This is a genomic window from Kitasatospora sp. NPDC028055 (genome assembly GCF_040637885.1).
Lineage (GTDB): Bacteria > Actinomycetota > Actinomycetes > Streptomycetales > Streptomycetaceae > Kitasatospora.
The window spans coordinates 33,901-53,703 of the sequence record NZ_JBEZXE010000020.1 but is presented as its reverse complement, the minus strand read 5'-3'; the positions used below and the strand labels follow the sequence as shown (position 1 = coordinate 53,703).

Sequence of the window (19,803 nt, the reverse complement as noted above, 5' to 3'; positions counted from 1 at the left end):
CCGCCGACTTCCTACTCCGGTGGGCCGGGGAGGCACGGGTGGATGGGGGCGGCGCGGTGGAGGCTTGGTACGGGGTGGAGGGGTGGGGAAGGGCCCGGTGCCGGGCCCTTCGCCTTGGGGTTACAGGCCGAGTTGGCGGTCGATCAGGTCGAAGAGGTCGTCGCCGTCGGCCTCCTCCAGCTGGTCGGCGAAGCCGGTGTCCGGCTCTGCGGCGCGCGCGGCGCGGACTTGGTCCAGGGCTGTCTGGAGGCGGGCGGCCAGCTGGTCCAGCTCGGCCGGGTCGGCTGTCCCGGCTGCCCCGGGTGTCAGTCCGGCCAGTACTGCCTCGAACTGGGCGAGGTCGGCCGGGCCCGGGTGGTCCTCCGCCGGGGTCACCAGGGTGGTGAGGTGGCGGGCCAGGGCCGCGGCGGTGGGGTGGTCGAACAGCAGGGTGCTGGGCAGCCGCAGCCCGAGCAGGGTGCCCAGGCGGCCGCGCAGTTCCACCGCCGTCAGCGAGTCCAGGCCCAGGTCCAGCAGCCCCCGGTCCACCGGTACGGCGCCCGGGTCGGCGTGGCCGAGGACCTCGCCGACCGAACGGCGCACCAGGTCCAGGACGGCCCGGCCGCGTTCCTGCTGGTCGAGCCCGGCGAGCGCCTCCCGCTGCTCCGGCGGGGCGGGGGCCGCCGGGGCGGTGCCCGCCGTACGGGAGCCGAGCAGTCCGCGCAGGGCGGCCGCCGGCCCGGTGCCGGGCCCGCCGGCCCCGGGCGCCGCCAGCCGGGCGGCGACCGCCACCGGACGGCCGGCCGCCAGCGCCTCGTCCAGCAGTGCGAGGGCGCTCCCGGCGGGCAGCGGGGCGATCCCAATCCGGGCGATCCGGGCCCGGTCGGCCGCGCTCAGGCCCTCCCCCATGCCCTCGCCCTCCCACAGTCCCCACGGGAGGGACAGCGCGGGCAGGCCGAGTGCGTGGCGGTGCCCGGCGAGGGCGTCCAGGAAGGAGTTGGCGGCCGCGTACGAGCCCTGCCCCGCCGTCCCGAGCACCCCGGCGACCGAGGAGAAGAGGACGAAGGCGTGCAGCGGCAGTTCCGCGGTCGCCTCGTGCAGCGCCCAGGCGCCGTCGACCTTCGGCCGCAGCACGGCGGCGATCCGCTCCGCCGTCAGGCCCTCGACCAGCCCGTCGTCCAGGACGCCGGCGGCGTGCACCACCCCGGTGACCGGGAGGCCGTCCGGCGCCTGGGCCAGCGCGGCCCGCACGGCCTGCGGATCGGCCACGTCGCCCGCGACCGGCACCGTCACGGCCCCCAGGGCCGCCAGCTCCTCCGCCAGCCCGGGCGCCACCCGCCCGCTCCGGCTCATCAGCACCAGCCCGCGCACCCCGTGCGCCTCCACCAGGTGCCGCACCAGCACCGCCGCCAGCGCCCCGGACGCGCCGGTCACCAGGACGCTCCCGGGGCCGAACGCCCCGGTCGCACCGCCCCCTGCGGCAACGGCCGCCGTCAGGCGCGGGGCGAGCACCCGCCCGGACCGCACCAGGAGGTGCGGTTCGTCGTCCGGCCAGGCCACGGCGGGGAGCTCCGCGAGCCGGTCCGCCGGGAGGTCGGTGTCCAACAGCAGGACACGGCCCGGGTGTTCGGCGGCGGCGGAGCGGACCAGCCCGCCGGCCGCCGCCGCGGCGAGCGCCGCCGGGCCGCCCTCGGCCGTGGCGGGCAGCACGACGACGAGGCGGGAGGTCTCGTACCGGCGCTCGGTCAGCCAGGTCCGCAGGGCGGTCAGGGCCCAGCCGGTCGCGTGGGCCACCTGCTCGGGGACGGGACGGTCCGCCGGGAGCGGCGGCAGGGGCAGTAGGACCACCGGCGGCACCGGAGCGGTCAGCCCGGCCAGGCTCTCCACCGGGGCGGCCGGGCGCGGGGCGGCCGGGAGGGCCAGCGGGCGGGTGCCGGGGAGGAGCAGCGGGTCGGCGGGGCGGGCCGCGCTGAACCGCCCGGCCGGTACCTCGGCGAGTTCGAGGGCGGCCGCGTGCAGCAGCGGGGCGCCGTCGGCGTCGTAGAGGGTCACGGCGGCGCGGTGCTCGCCGTCCGGCGCGATCCGGGCCCGCAGCGGTCCGGCGGGGACCGACCCGTACGTACGGACCTCGCGCCAGGCGGCGGGCAGCCGCAGGGTGGTGCGGCCGTCGGACGGCAGTCCGGCGTGGGCCCAGGGGTGGAGGGCGGCGTCCAGGGCGGCGGGCGGCACGGCGAAGCGCCGGTCGCCGTCCCGGGCCCCTTCGGCGGGGCCCGCCAGGTCGGCCCACAGGGTGCCGTCGGGCTGCTGCCAGGCGGCGGTGACGGTGCGGAAGGCGCCGCCGTACCCGAGGCCGTGGGCGTCGAGGGCGGCGTACAGCTCCTCGGCGCCGACCGGGCGGGCGCCGGACGGCGGCCAGGTGCCCGGCAAGGGCGAGGTGCCCGGCAGGGGCGAGGTGCCCGGCAGGGGCCGGTCGCTCGGGGACGGGGCCGCCGCCGTCGGGGCGGGCGCCGTCGGGGCGGGCGCCGTCGGGGCGGGCGCCGTCGGGGCGGGCGCGAGCACGCCGGTGGCGTACCTGGTCCAGGGCTCCTCGGTGGCGCCGTCGGGCCGGGCGTGGATCCGTACGGCCCGTTCGCCGGCGGCGTCCGCCCGGTCCAGCGCGACCTGGAGCCGCAGCGCTCCGTCGGCCGGGATCAGCAGCGGGGCCTCCAGGTCGAGGGCGGCGACCACGGGCAGCCCGGCGGTGCGGCCCGCGTGCAGGGCGAGGTCGAGCAGGGCGGTCGCGGGCAGCACGGCCGTGCCGGCCACGGTGTGCCCGGCGAGCCAGGGGTGCTCGCGCCGGTCCAGGCGGCCGGTGAGGACCGTCCCGGCGCCGTCGGCGAGGTCGACGGCGGCGCCGAGGAAGGGGTGGCCGGCGGTGCTGAGCCCGGCGGCCCGCACGTCGCCCACGGTGGCCGGGGCGTCGAGCCAGTGCCGGGTGCGCTGGAAGGGGTAGGTCGGCAGCCCGGGGTACGGGGCCCCGGCCGCGCCCAGCACGGCGGGCCAGTCGACGCTGCCGCCCGCCGTGTGCACGGTGGCGACGGCCCGCAGCAGGGTAGCCGCCTCGCCGCGTTCGCGCCGCAGCACCGCCGCCGTGACGGCGGGCGGGTCCTGCGGGCCCTGGGCAACCTGGGCGACCTGCGGGTCCTGCGGCCCTTCGGCCAGCACGTCCTCGACCAGGGTGGTCAGCAGGGTGTCCGGCCCGATCTCCAGGTAGCGCACGGTGCCGAGCTCGCGCAGGGCCCGGACGCCGTCGGCGAAGCGGACGGTCCCGCGCACGTGGCGGGCCCAGTAGTCGGGCGAGGCGGTGTCCTCCGGACCGGCCGGGCGGCCGGTCAGGTCGGAGACGAACGGGATGGTCGGACGGCCGAAGGCGAGACCGCCGAGGGCGGCGCGGAAGTCGTCCAGCATCGGGTCCATCAGCGGGGAGTGGAAGGCGTGGCTGACGGTCAGCCGACGGGCCTTGGCGCCCGTGGCGGCGAGCCGGGCGGCGACCGCGAGCACGGCGTCCTCCTCGCCGGAGACGACGGTGGCCCGCGGACCGTTGACGGCGGCCACCGAGGCCCGGTCGGTGTGCCCCTCCAGGGCGGCGAGGACCTCCGGCTCGGACGCCCGGAAGGAGAGCATGACGCCCTCGGCGGGCAGCGCGTCCATCAGCCGGCTGCGTGCCGCGACCAGGGCGACGGCGTCCGCCAGGGTGAGCACCCCCGCGGTGTGCGCCGCGGCGACGGCTCCGATCGAGTGCCCGAGCACGGCGTCCGGCCGCACCCCCCAGTGGGCGAGCAACCGCACCAGGGCGAACTCCACGGCGAACAGCGCGGGTTGGGTGTAGGCGGTGCGGTCCAGCAGGCCGGTGTCCTCGAACAGGACCTCGCGCAGCGGCCGTTCCAGGTACGGGTCGAAGGCCGCGCACACCTCGTCCAGGGCGGCCGCGAACTCCGGGTGGGTCTCGGACAGTTCCCTGGCCATGCCGACGCGCTGACTGCCCTGGCCGGTGAAGACGAAGGCCGTCCGGCCGCTCCGGGCGGCGCCGCGCAGCAGCTGCGGGGAGTCCGTTCCGGCGGCCAGCGCCCGTAGCCCGTCGAGCAGTTCGGCGCGCGAGCCGCCGAGCACCGCCGCGCGCTGCTCGAAGGCCGTCCGGGTGGTGGCCAGGGCGGCTCCCGCACCGGCGAGTCGCTCCTCGGGCAGGTCGGCGGCGAAGGCGAGCAGCCGCTGCGCCTGCTCCCGCAGCGCGGCTTCGGTGCGCGCCGAGACCGGCCAGACCACGGGCGCGGCCGGAGCCGGCGCGGCGAGCTCGGTCACGGCGGGCGCCGGGGCGTCCGGCTCGGCGGAAGCAGGCGCCGGCTCGGCGACGTCCGGCGCCTGCTCCAGGATCACGTGCGCATTGGTGCCGCTGATCCCGAAGGAGGACACGCCCGCCCGGCGCGGCCGGTCCAGCTCCGGCCACTCCCGCGCCTCGGCGAGCAGCTCCACCGCGCCGGCCGTCCAGTCCACGTGCGGCGAGGGCGCGTCCAGGTGCAGGGTCGCCGGCAGCCGGCCGCGCCGGAGGGCCTCGACCATCTTGATCACGCCCGCCACGCCCGCCGCCGCCTGGCTGTGGCCGATGTTCGACTTGATCGAGCCCAGCCACAGCGGGCGCCCGGCCGGACGCCCCTGCCCGTACGTCGCCAGCAGGGCCTGGGCCTCGATCGGGTCGCCGAGGCGGGTGCCCGTCCCGTGCGCCTCGACCGCGTCCACGCCGTCCGCCGTCAGCCGGGCGGCGGCCAGCGCGGCCCGGATCACCCGCTGCTGGGCGGGGCCGTTCGGCGCCGTCAGGCCGTTCGAGGCACCGTCCTGGTTGACGGCGGTGCCGCGCACCAGGGCCAGCACCGGATGCCCGTTTCGCCGGGCGTCGGAGAGCCGCTCCAGGACCAGCACGCCCGCGCCCTCCCCCCAGCCGGTGCCGTCGGCACCGGCCGCGAAGGGCTTGCAGCGCCCGTCCGGGGCCAGCCCGCGCTGCCGGCTGAACTCCACGAAGGTGGCGGGGGTGGCCATCACGGTGACGCCACCGGCCAGGGCGAGGGTGGCCTCGCCGCTGCGCAGCGCCTGTGCGGCCAGGTGCAGCGCGACCAGCGAGGAGGAGCAGGCGGTGTCCACGGTGACGGCCGGGCCCTCCAGTCCGAGCGCGTAGGAGACCCGCCCGGAGGCGACGCTGCCGGCGCTGCCGCTGACCAGGTAGCCCTCGTAGCCCTCCGGCGCCTCGGGTGCCTGGCTGAGCCGGGAGCCGTAGTCGTCGTACATCACGCCGACGAAGACGCCGGTCCGGCTGCCGCGCAGCGTCCCCGGGTCGATGCCGGCCCGCTCGACGGCCTCCCAGGCCGTCTCCAGCAGGATCCGCTGCTGCGGGTCGGTGGCCAGCGCCTCGCGCGGGCTCATGCCGAAGAAGGCGGGGTCGAAGTCGGCGGCGTCGTAGAGGAATCCGCCCTCGCGGGCGGCGGACGTGCCGGGCCGCTCCGGGTCCGGGTGGAAGAGCCGGTCCAGGCGCCAGCCCCGGTCCTCGGGGAACGGGCCGACCGCGTCGACCCGGTCGGCGACCAGCTGCCACAGCTCCTCGGCGGAGCGCACCCCGCCGGGGTAGCGGCAGCCGATGCCGACGATGGCGATCGGGTCGTCGGCGACCTCGACCGGCGGCTCCGCCGACCGGTCCGCGCGCTGGTCCGTGCGCTCGTCCGCCCGCTGGTCCGTGCGCTGGTCCTCCGGTCGGGCCCCGCCCACGCCGGGGACCGACGGCAGCAGCGCCTCGCCCAGGTGGGCGGCCAGCGCCGCCGGGCTCGGGTGGTCGAAGACCAGGGTGCTGGGGAGCGCCAGGCCGGTGGTCGCGTTCAGCCGGTTGCGCAGGTCGACGGCGGCCAGCGAGTCGAAGCCCTGCTCGGTGAAGGAGCGGTCCTGCTCGACGGCCTGCGGCCCGCCGTGCCCGAGCACGGCGGCGGTAGCCGTGCGGACCAACTCGACCAGCAGCAGGGCGCGTTCGGACTCGGGCAGGGCCGCGAGCCGGTCCGCGAGCGGGGTCGCGCCGGGCCCCGCCGCCGCTGGGGCCTGCGCCGCACGGCGCGGGGCCGGGCGGGCCAGGCCGCGCAGCGGCGCGGGCAGGGCGGTGCCGCTCGCCGTGGCCGTGGCGAGGTCCAGCCGGACCGGCGCGAGCAGCGGGAGCGGCGAGCCGAGCGAGTCGTCCAGCAGGGCGAGCGCCTCGGCCGGGGGCAGCGGGGCGATGCCGGTACGGGCCAGCCGCGCCAGGTCGGCGGCGGACAGCCGGCTCCCCATGCCCTCGCCGTCCCACAGCCCCCAGGCCAAGGAGAGCCCGGGCAGGCCGAGTTGACGCCGGTGGGCGGCGAGCGCGTCCAGGAAGGAGTTGGCGGCCGCGTACGGGCCCTGGCCTGCGGTGCCGAGCAGTCCGGCGACCGAGGAGAAGAGCACGAAGGCGCGCAGCGGCAGTTCCCTGGTCGCCTCGTGCAGCGCCCAGGCGCCGTCGGCCTTGGGCCGCAGCACGGCGGCGACCCGCTCGGCGGTGAGCCCCTCGGTCACACCGTCGTCCACCACGCCGGCCGCGTGCAGCACGGCGGTCACCGGCAGCCCGGCGGGCGCCCGGTCCAGCGCGGCCCGTACGGCCCGGGGGTCGGCGACGTCGGCGGCCACGGTCGCCACGGCGGCCCCGGCCGCCGTCAACTCCTCGACCAGGCCCGGCTCCACGCTGCCACGGCGGCTGAGCAGGAGCAGGCCCCGGACACCGTGGGCGTGCACCAGATGGCGGGCCACCGACGCGCCGAGTGCCCCGGAGGCCCCGGTGAGCAGGACGGTTCCGGCGCTGAGGTCCGGCCGCCGATCGGAGTCCTCGGACTTGTCGGCCCTGGTCAGCCGGGGGCGGAGGAGTCGTCCTTGACGAATCGTCAATTCTGCTTCCTCATCGAAGCGGAGGAGGTCAGGCGTCACCCGCTCGCCCTCCCCGGCGTCCAACAGGACCACCCGGCCAGGGTGTTCGGCGGCCGCCGAGCGGAACAGGCCCCGCACGGAGGCGGCGGCGAGGTCGCGCACCGGGTCGTCGGCGCCGGTCGTGACGGCGCCCCGGGTGAGCAGGACCAGCCGGGAGCCGGCGGTACGCGGCTCGGCCAGCCACTCCTGGAGCACCGGCAGCAGGAGCCGGACGGCGGCGTGGGCGGCCTCCGCCGGATCCCCGGCCTCGGCCGGGGTGGCGTACGGGAGCAGGACGGTCGACGGCACCGGCTCCGGGAGCTCGGCGAGCGCGGCCACCGGGGTGGCGTACGGGAGCAGGTCGAGGTCCGGCTGCTGCCCGGCCGGGACGAGGACGGCGACCGCAGCGGCGGCGGGGTCCGTCGGCGGCGCGGGCGGTACGGACGGTGACGCGGGCACAGGCGGTACGGACGGTGACACGGGCACGGGCTCCCAGGAGAGCGCGTACAGCGAGCGGTCGGCGACGGTCCGCAGGCTGCGGGCCAGCACCTCCCGGGTGACCGGGCGCAGGTCGAGCCGGGCGACCTCGGCCAGCGGCCCGCCCTGGGCGTCGGCCAGGACCAGCCGGTAGCCGCCCTCGGTCGGCCGGAGCGCGACCCGGGCCGCCGTGGCGCCCGTGGCGTGCACGGAGACGCCGTGCCAGGCGAAGGGCAGCAGCAGTGCGGACTCCGCGTCCGCGGCGCGGCCGTACCGGGCGAGTAGGTGGAGGGCGGCGTCCAGCAGCGCCGGGTGCAGCCCGTACGCGCCGGCCTCGGCCGCCGGGCCCTCGGGCAGCTCGACCTCCGCGTAGAGCGTGCCGTCCGCGGCCCGCCAGGCGGAGCGCAGGCCCTGGAAGGCGGGGCCGTAGCGGTAGCCGTCGGCTGCGAGTTCCGGGTACAGCGCGTCGGTGTCCAGCGGCGCGGCGCCGGCCGGGGGCCAAACCTGCACTGCGGCGAAGTCGGCTGGGCCCGCAGCATCGACGGCTTCCGGGGCCGCCTGGGCTTCCGGGGCGAGGGTTCCGGTGGCGTGCCGGGTCCAGGGGGCGTCGCCGTCCCCGGCCGGCCGGGTGTGCACCGCCAGGGCGCGCAGGCCCTTCGAGTCGGAGGAGTCGGACGGGTCCGACGGGCCGACCGCGAGCTGGAGCTGCAGGGCGCCCTCGGCGGGCAGCGGCAGCGGGGACTCCAGGGTCAGCTCGACCAGGTGCGGGGCGCCGACGCGCTGACCCGCCCGGAGTGCGAGCTCGACCAGGGCGGCTCCGGGCAGCAGCGGGGTGCCCAGGATCTCGTGGTCGGCGAGCCAGGGCAGCGCGGCCGGGGACAACCGGCCGGCGAGCACCAGGCCGCCGCTGTCGGGGAGTTGCAGTTCCGCGCCGAGCAGCGGGTGGTCGGCCTGGTCGAGGCCCACCTCACGCGGGTCCGCCGGGATGGCGTCGGCGTCGAGCCAGTAGCGCCGGTGCTCGAACGGATAGCCGGGCAGTTCCGGCGCGTCGGCGATGCGGCCGGTCACTCCGGTCAGGGCCGGCCAGTCGACGGCCGTCCCGGTGACGGCCAGCCGGGCCAGGGCGGTCGCCACGGCCTGCGCTTCGGGGCGGCCCCGGCGCAGGGTGGCCGCTGCGGCCACGGGCGCGTCCGCGCCGAGCGCCGCCTCGACCAGCGGGGTGAGGACGGCGTCGGGGCCGAGTTCCAGATAGCGGGTGACACCCTGCTCGTGCAGGGTGCGCACGACATCGTGGAAGCGCACCGCCGAACGGATGTGCCGCGCCCAGTACGCCGGTTCGGCGAGCTCCTCCGCCGTGGCGACGCGGCCGGTCAGGTCGGAGACCACCGGCAGCAACGGCTCGGCGAACTCCACCCCGCCCGCCACCCGCGTGAACTCCGTTAGCACACCATCCATGTGCGGCGAATGGAAGGCATGACTGACCGTCAACTGCTTCACTCTGCGCCCACGTTCACGCCAATGACCGGCCAGCGCCAGCACCGCGTCCTCGTCCCCGGAGAGCACCACCGAACGCGGCCCGTTCACCGCTGCCAGCGACACCGACCCCTCCAGACCCGCCAGTTCGGCCAGCACCTCCTCCTCCGTGGCCTCCACCGCCACCATCGCCCCACCCGAACGCGCCGACCCCATCAGCCGCCCCCGGGCCGCCACCAGCACCGCCGCATCCGCCAGCGAGAACGCGCCAGCGACGAACGCCGCCACCACCCCGCCGATCGAGTGCCCGGCCACCACATCCGCCGTCACACCCGCCGACACCACCAACCGGTACAGCGCCACCTCCACCGCGAACAACGCCGGCTGGGTGAACTCCGTACGGTCCAGCACCTCCCCGCCCTCGAACACCACCTCCCGCAACGACCGCCCCAACAACGGATCGAACGCCGCGCACACCTCGTCGAACGCCGCCGCGAACACCGGGAACGCCCCGTACAGCCCACGCCCCATGCCCAACCACTGACTGCCCTGCCCCGTGAACACGAACGCCGTACGACCACCGGGTGCGACCCGGCCGTGCAGCACGGCCGGGCTCTCCTCGCCCGAGGCGAACTGCCGCAGTGCGTCGAGGAGTTCGGCACGGTCCGAGCCGATCAGGACGGCCCGGCGCTCCAGCGCACCGCGCGTCCGGGCGAGCGCGAGGCCGAGGCGGGCCGGGTGCAGTTCCGGTCGGTCCTGGGCGAAGGCCAGCAGGCGTACGGCCTGGGAGCGCAGCGCCGTGTCGGTGCGCGCGGACAGCGGCCAGGCCACCACCTCCGACGGCAGCGCGACCTCCTCCGACGGCTGCGCGACCTCCGGCGCCTGCTCCAGGATCACGTGCGCGTTCGTCCCACTGATCCCGAACGAGGACACCCCCGCCCGACGCGGACGACCCACCTCCGGCCACTCCCGCGCCTCGGCGAGCAACTCCACCCCACCCGAGGCCCAGTCCACCAACGGCGACGGCTCCCCCGCGTACAACGACCCCGGCAACACCCCCTCCGCCAACGCACGCACCATCTTGATCACACCACCCACACCCGCAGCCGCCTGCGCATGCCCGATGTTCGACTTCAACGACCCCAACCACAAAGGACGTTCAGCAGAACGGTCCTTCCCGTACGTGGCGAGCAGCGCCTGCGCCTCGATCGGATCCCCCAACCGGGTCCCCGTCCCGTGCGCCTCCACCACATCAACGTCCGCCGTGCCCAACCCGGCCGCCGACAACGCCGCCCGGATCACCCGCTCCTGCGAAGGCCCGTTCGGCGCCGTCAAACCGTTCGACGCACCGTCCTGATTGACGGCAGTACCCCGCACCACCGCCAACACCCGGTGCCCACGACGAAGCGCATCCGACAGACGCTCCACCACCAGCACCCCCACCCCCTCACTCCACCCCGTCCCATCCGCACCCGCCGCGAACGACCGGCACCGACCGTCCACCGACAACCCCCGCTGCCGACTGAACTCCACGAAGGTGTCCGGCCGGGCCATCACGGTGACGCCGCCGGCCAGCGCGAGGTCCGCCTCGCCGCTGCGCAGGGCCTGTGCGGCCAGGTGGAGCGCGACCAGGGAGGAGGAGCAGGCCGTGTCCACCGTCACCGCCGGGCCCTCCAGCCCGAAGGTGTAGGCGATCCGGCCCGAGATCACGCTGGAGGTGTTGCCGGTCAGCAGGTACCCCTCGTAGCCCTCGGGGGCGCGCTGGAGCCGGGAGCCGTAGTCGTTGTACATCACCCCGGCGAAGACGCCGGTCCGGCTGCCGCGCAGTCCGGCCGGGTCGATCCCGGCCGACTCCAGCGCCTCCCAGGACGACTCCAGCAGCAGCCGCTGCTGCGGGTCCATCGCCGCCGCCTCACGCGGCGAGATCCCGAAGAACTCCGCGTCGAAGTCGGCGGCGTGGTGCAGGAAGCCGCCCTCGCGGGCGTAGGAGGTGCCGTGGTGGTCGGGGTCGGGGTGGTAGAGCGCGTCGAGGTCCCAGCCCCGGTCCGAGGGGAACGGCGAGATCGCGTCCCGCCCCTCCACCACCAACCGCCACAACTCCTCCGGCGACCCCACCCCACCCGGGTACCGGCACGCCATCCCCACGATCGCCACCGGCTCGTCCGCCGCCACCGCCCGCACCACCGACGCCTCCCGGCCCACCGCCCGGGTGCCGTCCAGCTCGGCGAGCAGGCGCCGGGCCAGCGCGGCCGGCGAGGGCTGGTCGAAGACGACGGTGGCGGGCAGTCGCAGGCCGGTCGCGGTGTTCAGGCGGTTGCGCAGTTCCACGGCGGTCAGCGAGTCCAGGCCGAGGTCCTTGAAGGCGCGGTCCGGGTCGACGGTGTCCGCGCCGTCGTGCCCGAGCACGGCGGCCACCGCACCGCGCACCAACTCCTCGGCCGCCCGGGCGCGTTCGGCCTCGGGCAGGGCAGCGGTGCGCTCGGCCCAGCCGGTGCCGCCCGCCGGTCCGCCGGCGCGCGCGGCGGCACTGCGGCGCAGCGGCGTGCGGACCAGGCCGCGCAGCGGGGCCGGCAGCGGCCCCTCGGCGGCGCGGGCCCGCAGGGCAGCCCGGTCGATCCTGGCCGGCACCAGCAGCGGGTCGGATCCGGCAAGCGGGGCGGACCCGGCGAACGGAGTGGATCCGGCGGGCGCAGCGGATCCGGCGAGCGCCGCGTCGAACAGCTCCAGTCCGGCCGTGGTCTCCAGCGGCGGCAGACCACTGCGACTCCAGCGGCGGAGGGCCTCGGCGTCCAGGGCGCCGGCCATGCCGTCCTGGTCGGCCCAGAGCGACCAGGCCAGCGAGAGAGCGGGCAGGCCAAGCGCCCGGCGGTGCTGGGCGAGCGCGTCCAGGAAGCTGTTGGCCGCCGCGTAACCGCCCTGGCCGGCGGTGCCGGTGATGCCGGAGACGGAGGAGAACAGGACGAAGGCGGCCAGGTCGAGGTCGGCGGTGAGCTCGTGCAGGTGCCAGGCGGCGTCCGCCTTGGGCCGCAGCACCCGGGCGATCCGGTCGGCGTCGAGTCCGGTGAGGGTGGCGTCGTCCACGATTCCGGCGAGGTGGAGGACCGCGCGCAGCGGACGGTCGGCCGGCAGCTCGGCGAGGAGGGCGGCCAGCGCGGCCCGGTCTCCGGTGTCGGCGGCGGCGAGGACCACCTCCGCGCCCCGGGCGGTCAGTTCGGCGGCGGCCTCGGCCGCTCCGGGGGCCGCCGGGCCACGGCGGCTGACCAGCAACAGCCGTCGGACGCCGTGCCGCTCCACCAGGTGGCGGGCGAGCAGGACGCCCAGGCCGCCGGTGCCGCCGGTGATCAGGACGGTGCCACCGGTCAGGTCCGGCGCGGCGCCGTCGGCCGGTCGGGCCGGGACGGCTGGCGGCACGTGCTTGAGCACGGGCTGGAGCACCGCGCCCGCGCGCAGGGCGAGTTGGGGCAGGCCGGTGGCCAGGGCCGCCGGTAGCGCGGCGGCCGAGGCCGGGTCGTCGTCCAGATCGACGAGCCGGAAACGGTCGGGCTGCTCGCTCTGGGCGCTGCGCAGCAGCCCCCAGACGGCGGCCGCGGCCGGGTCGGGCGCGGGCCCGTCCACCGTGGCGGCGACCGCGTGCCGGGTGAGGACGGCGAGGACGGTGTCCGCCAGCCGCTCGTCGGCCAGCCAGTCCTGGGCGAGCCGCAGCGCCTCGCGGGTGAGCTCACGCGCCGCGGCGGGCCGGTCGGCGCCGGTGTCCGGCAGGACGGCGAGGACGGTCCCGGGCGCGGGCTGCCCCGCGTCGAGCGCGGCACGAAGCGCGGCCGGGTCCGGGAGGGCGGGCAGCGCGGACAGGCCCTGCGGTGCGGGCCCGAGCAGCAGGGTCCGCCCGGGGGAGGGCCGGGCGTCTACCGGCACCGGGCGCCAGTCGAGGCGGTGCAGGGCCCCGCGCTCGGCGGCCCGGTCGGTGTCGGCGGCGGGTGTCGCGGTGCGCAGGGCGAGCGAGCCGACGGACAGCACGGGCCGGCCCTCGACGTCGTAGGCCTCGAGGGCGGCTCCTGCGGCGCCCGGTGTCCAGCGGACCCGCAGCAGGGCCGCTCCCTGGGCGTGCAGCCGGACGGCGCCGAAGGAGAACGGCAGCGGCAGGCCGCCCCCGGCCTCCCGGTCGGCAGTCTCGGCGTCCCGGTCGGCGGTCTCGGCGTCCACCAGTGGGTGCAGCGCGGCGTCCAGCAAGGCCGGATGGATGCCGAACGCCTCGGCGGAGAGCGCCTGTTCGTCACCCAGCGCGAGTTCGGCGAACAGCTCCGGGCCGAGCCGCCAGGCCGCGCGCACGCCCTGGAAGGCGGGGCCGTAGGCGTAGCCCCGGGCGAGCAGCCGCGCGTACAGGGCGTCCGGGTCCAGCGGTTCGGCGTCGGCCGGGGGCCAGGCGGCGAGCTGCGGCGCGGCCACCGGAACCGCCCCCGACAGGCCCTCGATGAGCAGGCCCTCGGCGTGCCTGGTCCAGTCCTCGGTGTCCTCCTGGCCGGGGCGCTGGGGGCGGGCGTGGACGGCCAGGGTCCGGCGCCCGCTCCCGTCCGACGGGCCGACCGCGAGCTGGAGTTGGACGGCACCACCGACGGGCAGCGGCAGCGGTGTGTGCAGGGTCAGCTCCTCGACGCCGTCGGCACCGATGCGGGCGGCGGCGGCCAGCGCCAGTTCCAGGAAGGCGGTGCCGGGCAGTAGCGGGGTGCCGAGGATCTCGTGGTCGGCGAGCCAGGCCTGCCCGGCCGACGAGATCCGGCCGGTGAGCAGCAGCCCGCCGTCCTCCGCGGTTCCGACGGCGGCGGCCAGCAGGGGGTGGCCGGCCTCGGCCAGCCCGAGGGCGGCGGCATCGGTGACCGGGCGGGGCGCCGACCAGTAGTGGGTGTGCTGGAAGGGGTAGGTGGGCAGGTCCAGTCGGACCGCCGGGCCGGGCAGCAGCGGCCGCAGCACCTCGGCCGGAGCCCCGGCGGCGTGCAGCCGGGCGAGCGCGTCCGCCAGGGCGCGGACCTCCGGGCGGCCGCGACGGGCGAGCGGGAGGACGACGGGGTCGGCGTCCGCGCCGAGCGCTGCCTCGACCAGCGGGGTGAGGACGGCGTCGGGGCCGAGTTCCAGGTAGCGGGTGACACCCTGCTCGTGCAGGGTGCGCACGACGTCGTGGAAGCGCACCGCCGAACGGATGTGCCGCGCCCAGTAGGCCGGTTCAGCGAGCTCCTCCGCCGTGGCGACGCGGCCGGTCAGGTCGGAGACCACCGGCAGCAACGGCTCCGCGAACTCCACCCCACCCGCCACCCTCGTGAACTCCTCCAGCACACCGTCCATGTGCGGCGAATGGAAGGCATGACTGACCGTCAACTGCTTTACTCTGCGCCCACGCTCGCGCCAACGCCCGGCCAACTCCAGCACCACGTCCTCGTCCCCGGAGAGCACCACCGAGCGCGGCCCGTTCACCGCCGCCAGCGACACCGAGCCCTCCAGGCCCGCCAGTTCGGCCAGCACCTCCTCCTCCGTGGCCTCCACCGCCACCATCGCCCCACCCGAACGCGCCGACCCCATCAACCGACCCCGGGCCGCCACCAAAACCGCCGCATCCGCCAACGAGAACGCGCCAGCGACGAACGCCGCCACCACCCCACCGATCGAATGCCCGGCCACCACGTCCGCCGTCACACCCGCCGACACCACCAACCGGTACAGCGCCACCTCCACCGCGAACAACGCCGGCTGGGTGAACTCCGTACGGTCCAACAGCTCCCCGCCCTCGAACACCACCTCACGCAACGACCGCCCCAACAACGGATCGAACGCCGCGCACACCTCGTCGAACGCCGCCGCGAACACCGGGAACGCCCCGTACAACCCACGCCCCATGCTCAACCACTGACTGCCCTGCCCCGTGAACACGAACGCCGTACGACCACCGTCACGGGCGGAGCCGGTGACCGGCCCGGTGGAACTGGCGGCATCCGTGCCGGACGCCAACGCCCGGAGGCCGTCCAGAAGTTCGGCGCGCTCCGAGCCCAGCACCACCGCCCGCCGCTCGAAGGCGGACCGGGTGGAGACCAGGGCCCGGCCCAGCGTGCCCGGGTCCACCTCCGGGTGCTGCTCGGTGTAGGCCAGCAGGCGTACGGCCTGGGCGCGCAGCGCCGTGTCGGTGCGCGCGGACAGCGGCCAGGCCACCACCTCCGACGGCAGCGCGACCTCCTCCGACGGCAGCACAGCCTCGGGCGCCTGCTCCAGGATCACGTGCGCGTTCGTCCCGCTGATCCCGAACGAGGACACCCCCGCCCGACGCGGACGACCCACCTCCGGCCACTCCCGAGCCTCAGCCAGCAACTCCACCCCACCCGAGGCCCAGTCCACCAACGGCGACGGCTCCCCCGCGTACAACGACCCCGGCAACACCCCCTCCACCAACGCACGCACCATCTTGATCACACCACCCACACCCGCAGCCGCCTGCGCATGCCCGATGTTCGACTTCAACGACCCCAACCACAAAGGACGTTCAGCCGACCGATCCCGACCATAGGTCGCCAGCAGCGCCTGCGCCTCGATCGGATCCCCCAACCGGGTCCCCGTCCCGTGCGCCTCCACCACATCCACATCACCCGCACCCAACCCGGCCGCCGCCAACGCCGCCCGGATCACCCGCTCCTGCGAAGGCCCGTTCGGCGCCGTCAAACCGTTCGACGCACCGTCCTGGTTCACCGCCGAACCCCGCACCACCGCCAACACCCGATGCCCACGGCGAAGCGCATCCGACAGACGCTCCACCACCAGCACCCCCACCCCCTCACTCCACCCCGTCCCATCCGCACCCGCCGCGAACGACCGGCACCGACCGTCCACCGACAACCCCCGCTGCCGACTGAACTCCACGAACATGCCGGGGCTCGACATCACCGTCACCCCACCGGCCAGGGCCAGGTCGCAGTCCCCGGTGCGCAGCGCGGCGGCGGCCTGGTGCAGCGCGACCAGGGAGGAGGAGCAGGCCGTGTCCACCGTCACCGCCGGGCCCTCCAGCCCGAAGGTGTACGCGACCCGGCCCGAGATCACGCTGGTCGTGCTGCCGGTGAGCACGAAGCCGTCCGCGCCGTCGGAGCCCTCGGAGAGGCGCGGACCGTACTCCATCGCGGTCGCGCCGACGTAGACGCCGGTCCGGCTGCCTCGCAGTCCGGCCGGGTCGATCCCGGCCGACTCCAGCGCCTCCCAGGACGACTCCAGGACCAGCCGCTGCTGCGGATCCATTGCTGCCGCCTCACGCGGCGAGATCCCGAAGAACTCCGCGTCGAACCCGCCCGCGCCGGTGAGGAATCCACCGTGCCGGGCGTAGCTGGTGCCCGGGCGGTCGGGGTCCGGGTCGTAGAGCGCGTCGAGGTCCCAGCCCCGGTCCGAAGGGAACGGCGAAATGGCGTCCCGCCCCTCCACCACCAGCCGCCACAACTCCTCCGGCGACCCCACCCCACCCGGGTACCGGCACGCCATCCCCACGATCGCCACCGGCTCGTCCACCAGCACCGCCCGCACCACCGACGCCTCCCGCTCGTCACCGCGCAGGTGCCGGGCCAGGGCCTCCGGGGTCGGGTGGTCGTAGACGGCGGACGCGGACAGGCCGAGCCCGGTGGCGGCGGCCAGGCGGTCGGCCAGTTCGGCGGCGCCCAGCGAGTCCAGGCCGAGGTCCTTGAAGGTCCGTCGGCCGTCCAGGGTGTGCGGGGTCGGGTGCCCCAGCACCACGGCGGCCTGGGCCCGGACGAGGTCCAGCAGCTCGCCGTCCGGCCGCCGCACCGGCACCGCCGGAACGGGCTCGGGCTCGGCTGCACCAACGGGCCCGGCGGCACCAACGGGCCCGGCCGCGCCAACGAGCTCGGCGCCGCCAACGGGCTCGGCAGCCGGGGCCGGTCCACCCGGGAGGGCGTCCGCGCCCTCCAGCCAGTACCGCTCCCGCTGGAACGCGTACGTCGGCAGCCCAACCGCCCGGGCCGCCGCCGGAGCACCCGCGCCCGCGCCCGACCCGAAGTACCGGGCCCAGTCGACCTCGCCGCCCCGGGCGTGCAGCAGCCCGACCGCGCCGAGCAGGCTCGCCAGCTCCGGCCGCCCCCGCCGCAGCAGCGCGGCCCCCGCGACCTCGGCGCCCAGCCCGTCGGCCGCCGCCGTGTCCCGGGCGAGCGCGGTGAGCACCGCGTCCGGACCGAGTTCGAGGTGGGTGCGCACGCCGAGGCCGTGCAGGGCGCGCACCCCGTCGGCGAAGCGGACGGCCTCGCGGGCGTGCCGCACCCAGTGCTCGGGGTCGGCCAGGGTGTCCGCCGCGGCCGGCCGCCCGGTGAGGGTGGAGACCAGGGGCAGCCGGGGCGGCGCGTACGTCAGCCGGGCGGCGACCGCGCGGAAGCGCTCCAGCGCCGGGTCCATCAGCGGGGAGTGGAAGGCGTGGCTGACCCGCAGCCGGCGGGTGCGCCGCCCGAGCGCGGCGAGTTCGGCGGCCACCGCCAGGACGGCCGGTTCGGCTCCGGACAGCACGACGGCGCGCGGGCCGTTGACGGCGGCGATGCCGACCTCGCCCTCCCGGCCGGCCAGTCGGCCCAGCACCTCCTCCTCGGCGGCCTCCACCGCCACCATCGCTCCGCCCGAGGGCAGTTCGGCCATCAGCCGGCCCCGGGCGGTGATCAGGACGGCGGCGTCGGCCAGGGTGAGCACCCCGGCGGCGTGGGCGGCGGCGATCTCGCCGATGGAGTGCCCGGCCACGGCGTCCGGGGTCATGCCCCAGGAGCGCAGCAGGGCGTACAGGGCGCTGCCGAGCGCGAACAGGGCCGGCTGGGTGTACTCGGTGCGGTCCAGCAACTCGCTCTCGGGGCTTCCCGGTTCGGCGAACAGGAGGCTGCCGAGCGGCCGGTCGAGGTGCGGGTCGAGGGCGGCCAGGGCCTCGTCCAGGGCGGCCGCGAACACCGGGAAGCGCTCGTACAGTCCGCGTCCGGCGCCGGGGCGCTGGCTGCCCTGGCCGGGGAACAGGAAGGCGGTGCCGCCGACGGTGCCGGCCGTGCCGGTGACCGCACCGGGCGCCTCCTGGCCGGCGGCCAGCGCGTCGAGTGCGGCGAGCAGCCCGGCCCGGTCCTCGGCCACCAGGACGGCGCGGTCCTCGAAGGCGGTCCGGGCGACGGCGAGCGGGCCCGCGAGTTCGGCCGGGCCGAGTTCGGGGTGCGCGGCCAGGTGCGCGCGCAGGGCGGCGGCCTGCCCGCGCAGTGCCGGGCGGCCGCGGCCGGAGAGCAGCACGGGCGCTGGGAGGTCGGTCAGGACGGGCGCGGGCGCGGGCGCCGGCGGGGCGCCGGTCAGCACGACGTGGACGTCCGTACCGCCCATGCCGAAGGAGCTGACCCCGGCCAGCCGGGCCGCCGTCCCGCCGCCGGGCCAGGGGGTGCGCTCGGTGGCGACCCGCAGCCGCAGCTCCGTCAGGTCGACGGCCGGGTTGGGGGTGCGGTGGTGCAGGGTCGGCGGCAGCTCGCCGTGGTGCAGCGCGAGCACCGTCTTCACCAGGCCGACCAGGCCGGCCGCCCCTTCCAGGTGGCCGACGTTGCTCTTGGCCGAACCGACCAGCAGCGGGGCGTCCGCGGCCCGGCCGGCCCCCAGCACCCGGCCGAGGGCGGTGGCCTCCACCGGGTCGCCGACGGCCGTACCGGTGCCGTGCAGCTCGACGTACTGGACGGCCGCCGGGTCCACCCCGGCCCGGCGGTAGGCGGCCGCCAGGACAGCGGCTTGGCCGTCGGCGCCGGGCACGGTCAGGCCGTCGGTGGCCCCGTCGTTGCCGATGGCGCTGCCCAGCAGCACGCCGTACACCGGGTCGCCGTCCGCCAGTGCCGCGGCCAGCGGCCTGAGCAGCACCGCGACGCCGCCCTCGCCGCGCGCGTAGCCGTCGGCGGCCGCGTCGAGCGGACGGCTGCGCCCGTGCGGGGAGAGGCCGCCGAAGCGGGCCGCGCCGAGTGTGCTGTCCGGCGCGGCGATCAGGTTCACCCCGAGGGCCAGGGCGAGGTCGGACTCGCCGCGGCGCAGGCTCTCGACGGCCAGGTGGACGGCGGCCAGGGAGGAGGACTGCGCGGTGTCCACGGTCAGGCTCGGACCGCGCAGGCCCAGCTGGTAGGAGAGCCGGTTGGCGATCATGCCCCGGTTGAGGCCGGTCAGCACGTGCCGGTCCACCGCGTCCGGGCCCTGCCGATGCACCAGTGCCGCGTAGTCGTCCAGGAAGGCGCCGACGAACACCCCGGTACGGCTGTCGCGCAGTTGGGCGGGCAGCCGGCCGGCGTCCTCCAGCACCTCCCAGCCGAGTTCCAGCACCAGCCGCTGCTGCGGGTCCATCGTGGTGGCCTCGCGCGGCGAGATCCCGAAGAAGGCGGCGTCGAAGGTGTCGATCCGCTCCAGGAAGGCACCCGCGCGCGGCACACCGGGGGTGTCCGCCGGCCAGCGGTCGACGGGGGGCTCGCCGACGGCGTCCCGGCCCTCGCACAGCAGCTCCCAGAACGCCGCCGGGTCGGGCGCACCGGGGAGCCGGCAGGCCAGGCCGACCACGGCGACGGCGCCGGGCGGCACCTCGACGGCGGGGGCGGCGGTGCGGGCGGCAACGGCGGCAGGGGTCTCGGGCTTGGCGGTCATCGCGGGGTGTGTGCTCCTCGTCGAGGCGGTGCGGGGCGTCGGGGCGTCAGGGGTCAGGGGCGTCAGGGCGTCGGGGCGTCAGGCGTCAGGCGTCAGGCGTCAGGCGTCAGGTGTCAGGGCGCCGGGCAGGCGTGGCGTGGTGACGGAGTGGTGGCGGGGCGGCGGCCCGGCGGCCCGGCGCCGGGGCCAGGGGCCAGGGGCGCCGGGGAGACGGGGGCGCCGGCCGGATGTCGCGGCGGCAGC

At 77.2% G+C, this 19,803-nt stretch carries 1 protein-coding gene; it reads right to left on the bottom strand.

Translation table 11 applies throughout. The annotated features are described in order from the left end of the window. Positions 1–120 precede the first annotated feature (120 nt). Entirely contained in the window at positions 121–19,560 is a 19,440-nt protein-coding gene (locus tag AB0F71_RS21005; protein ID WP_360236486.1) for an SDR family NAD(P)-dependent oxidoreductase, read from the bottom strand. Between the last annotated feature and the right edge of the window lie 243 nt (positions 19,561–19,803).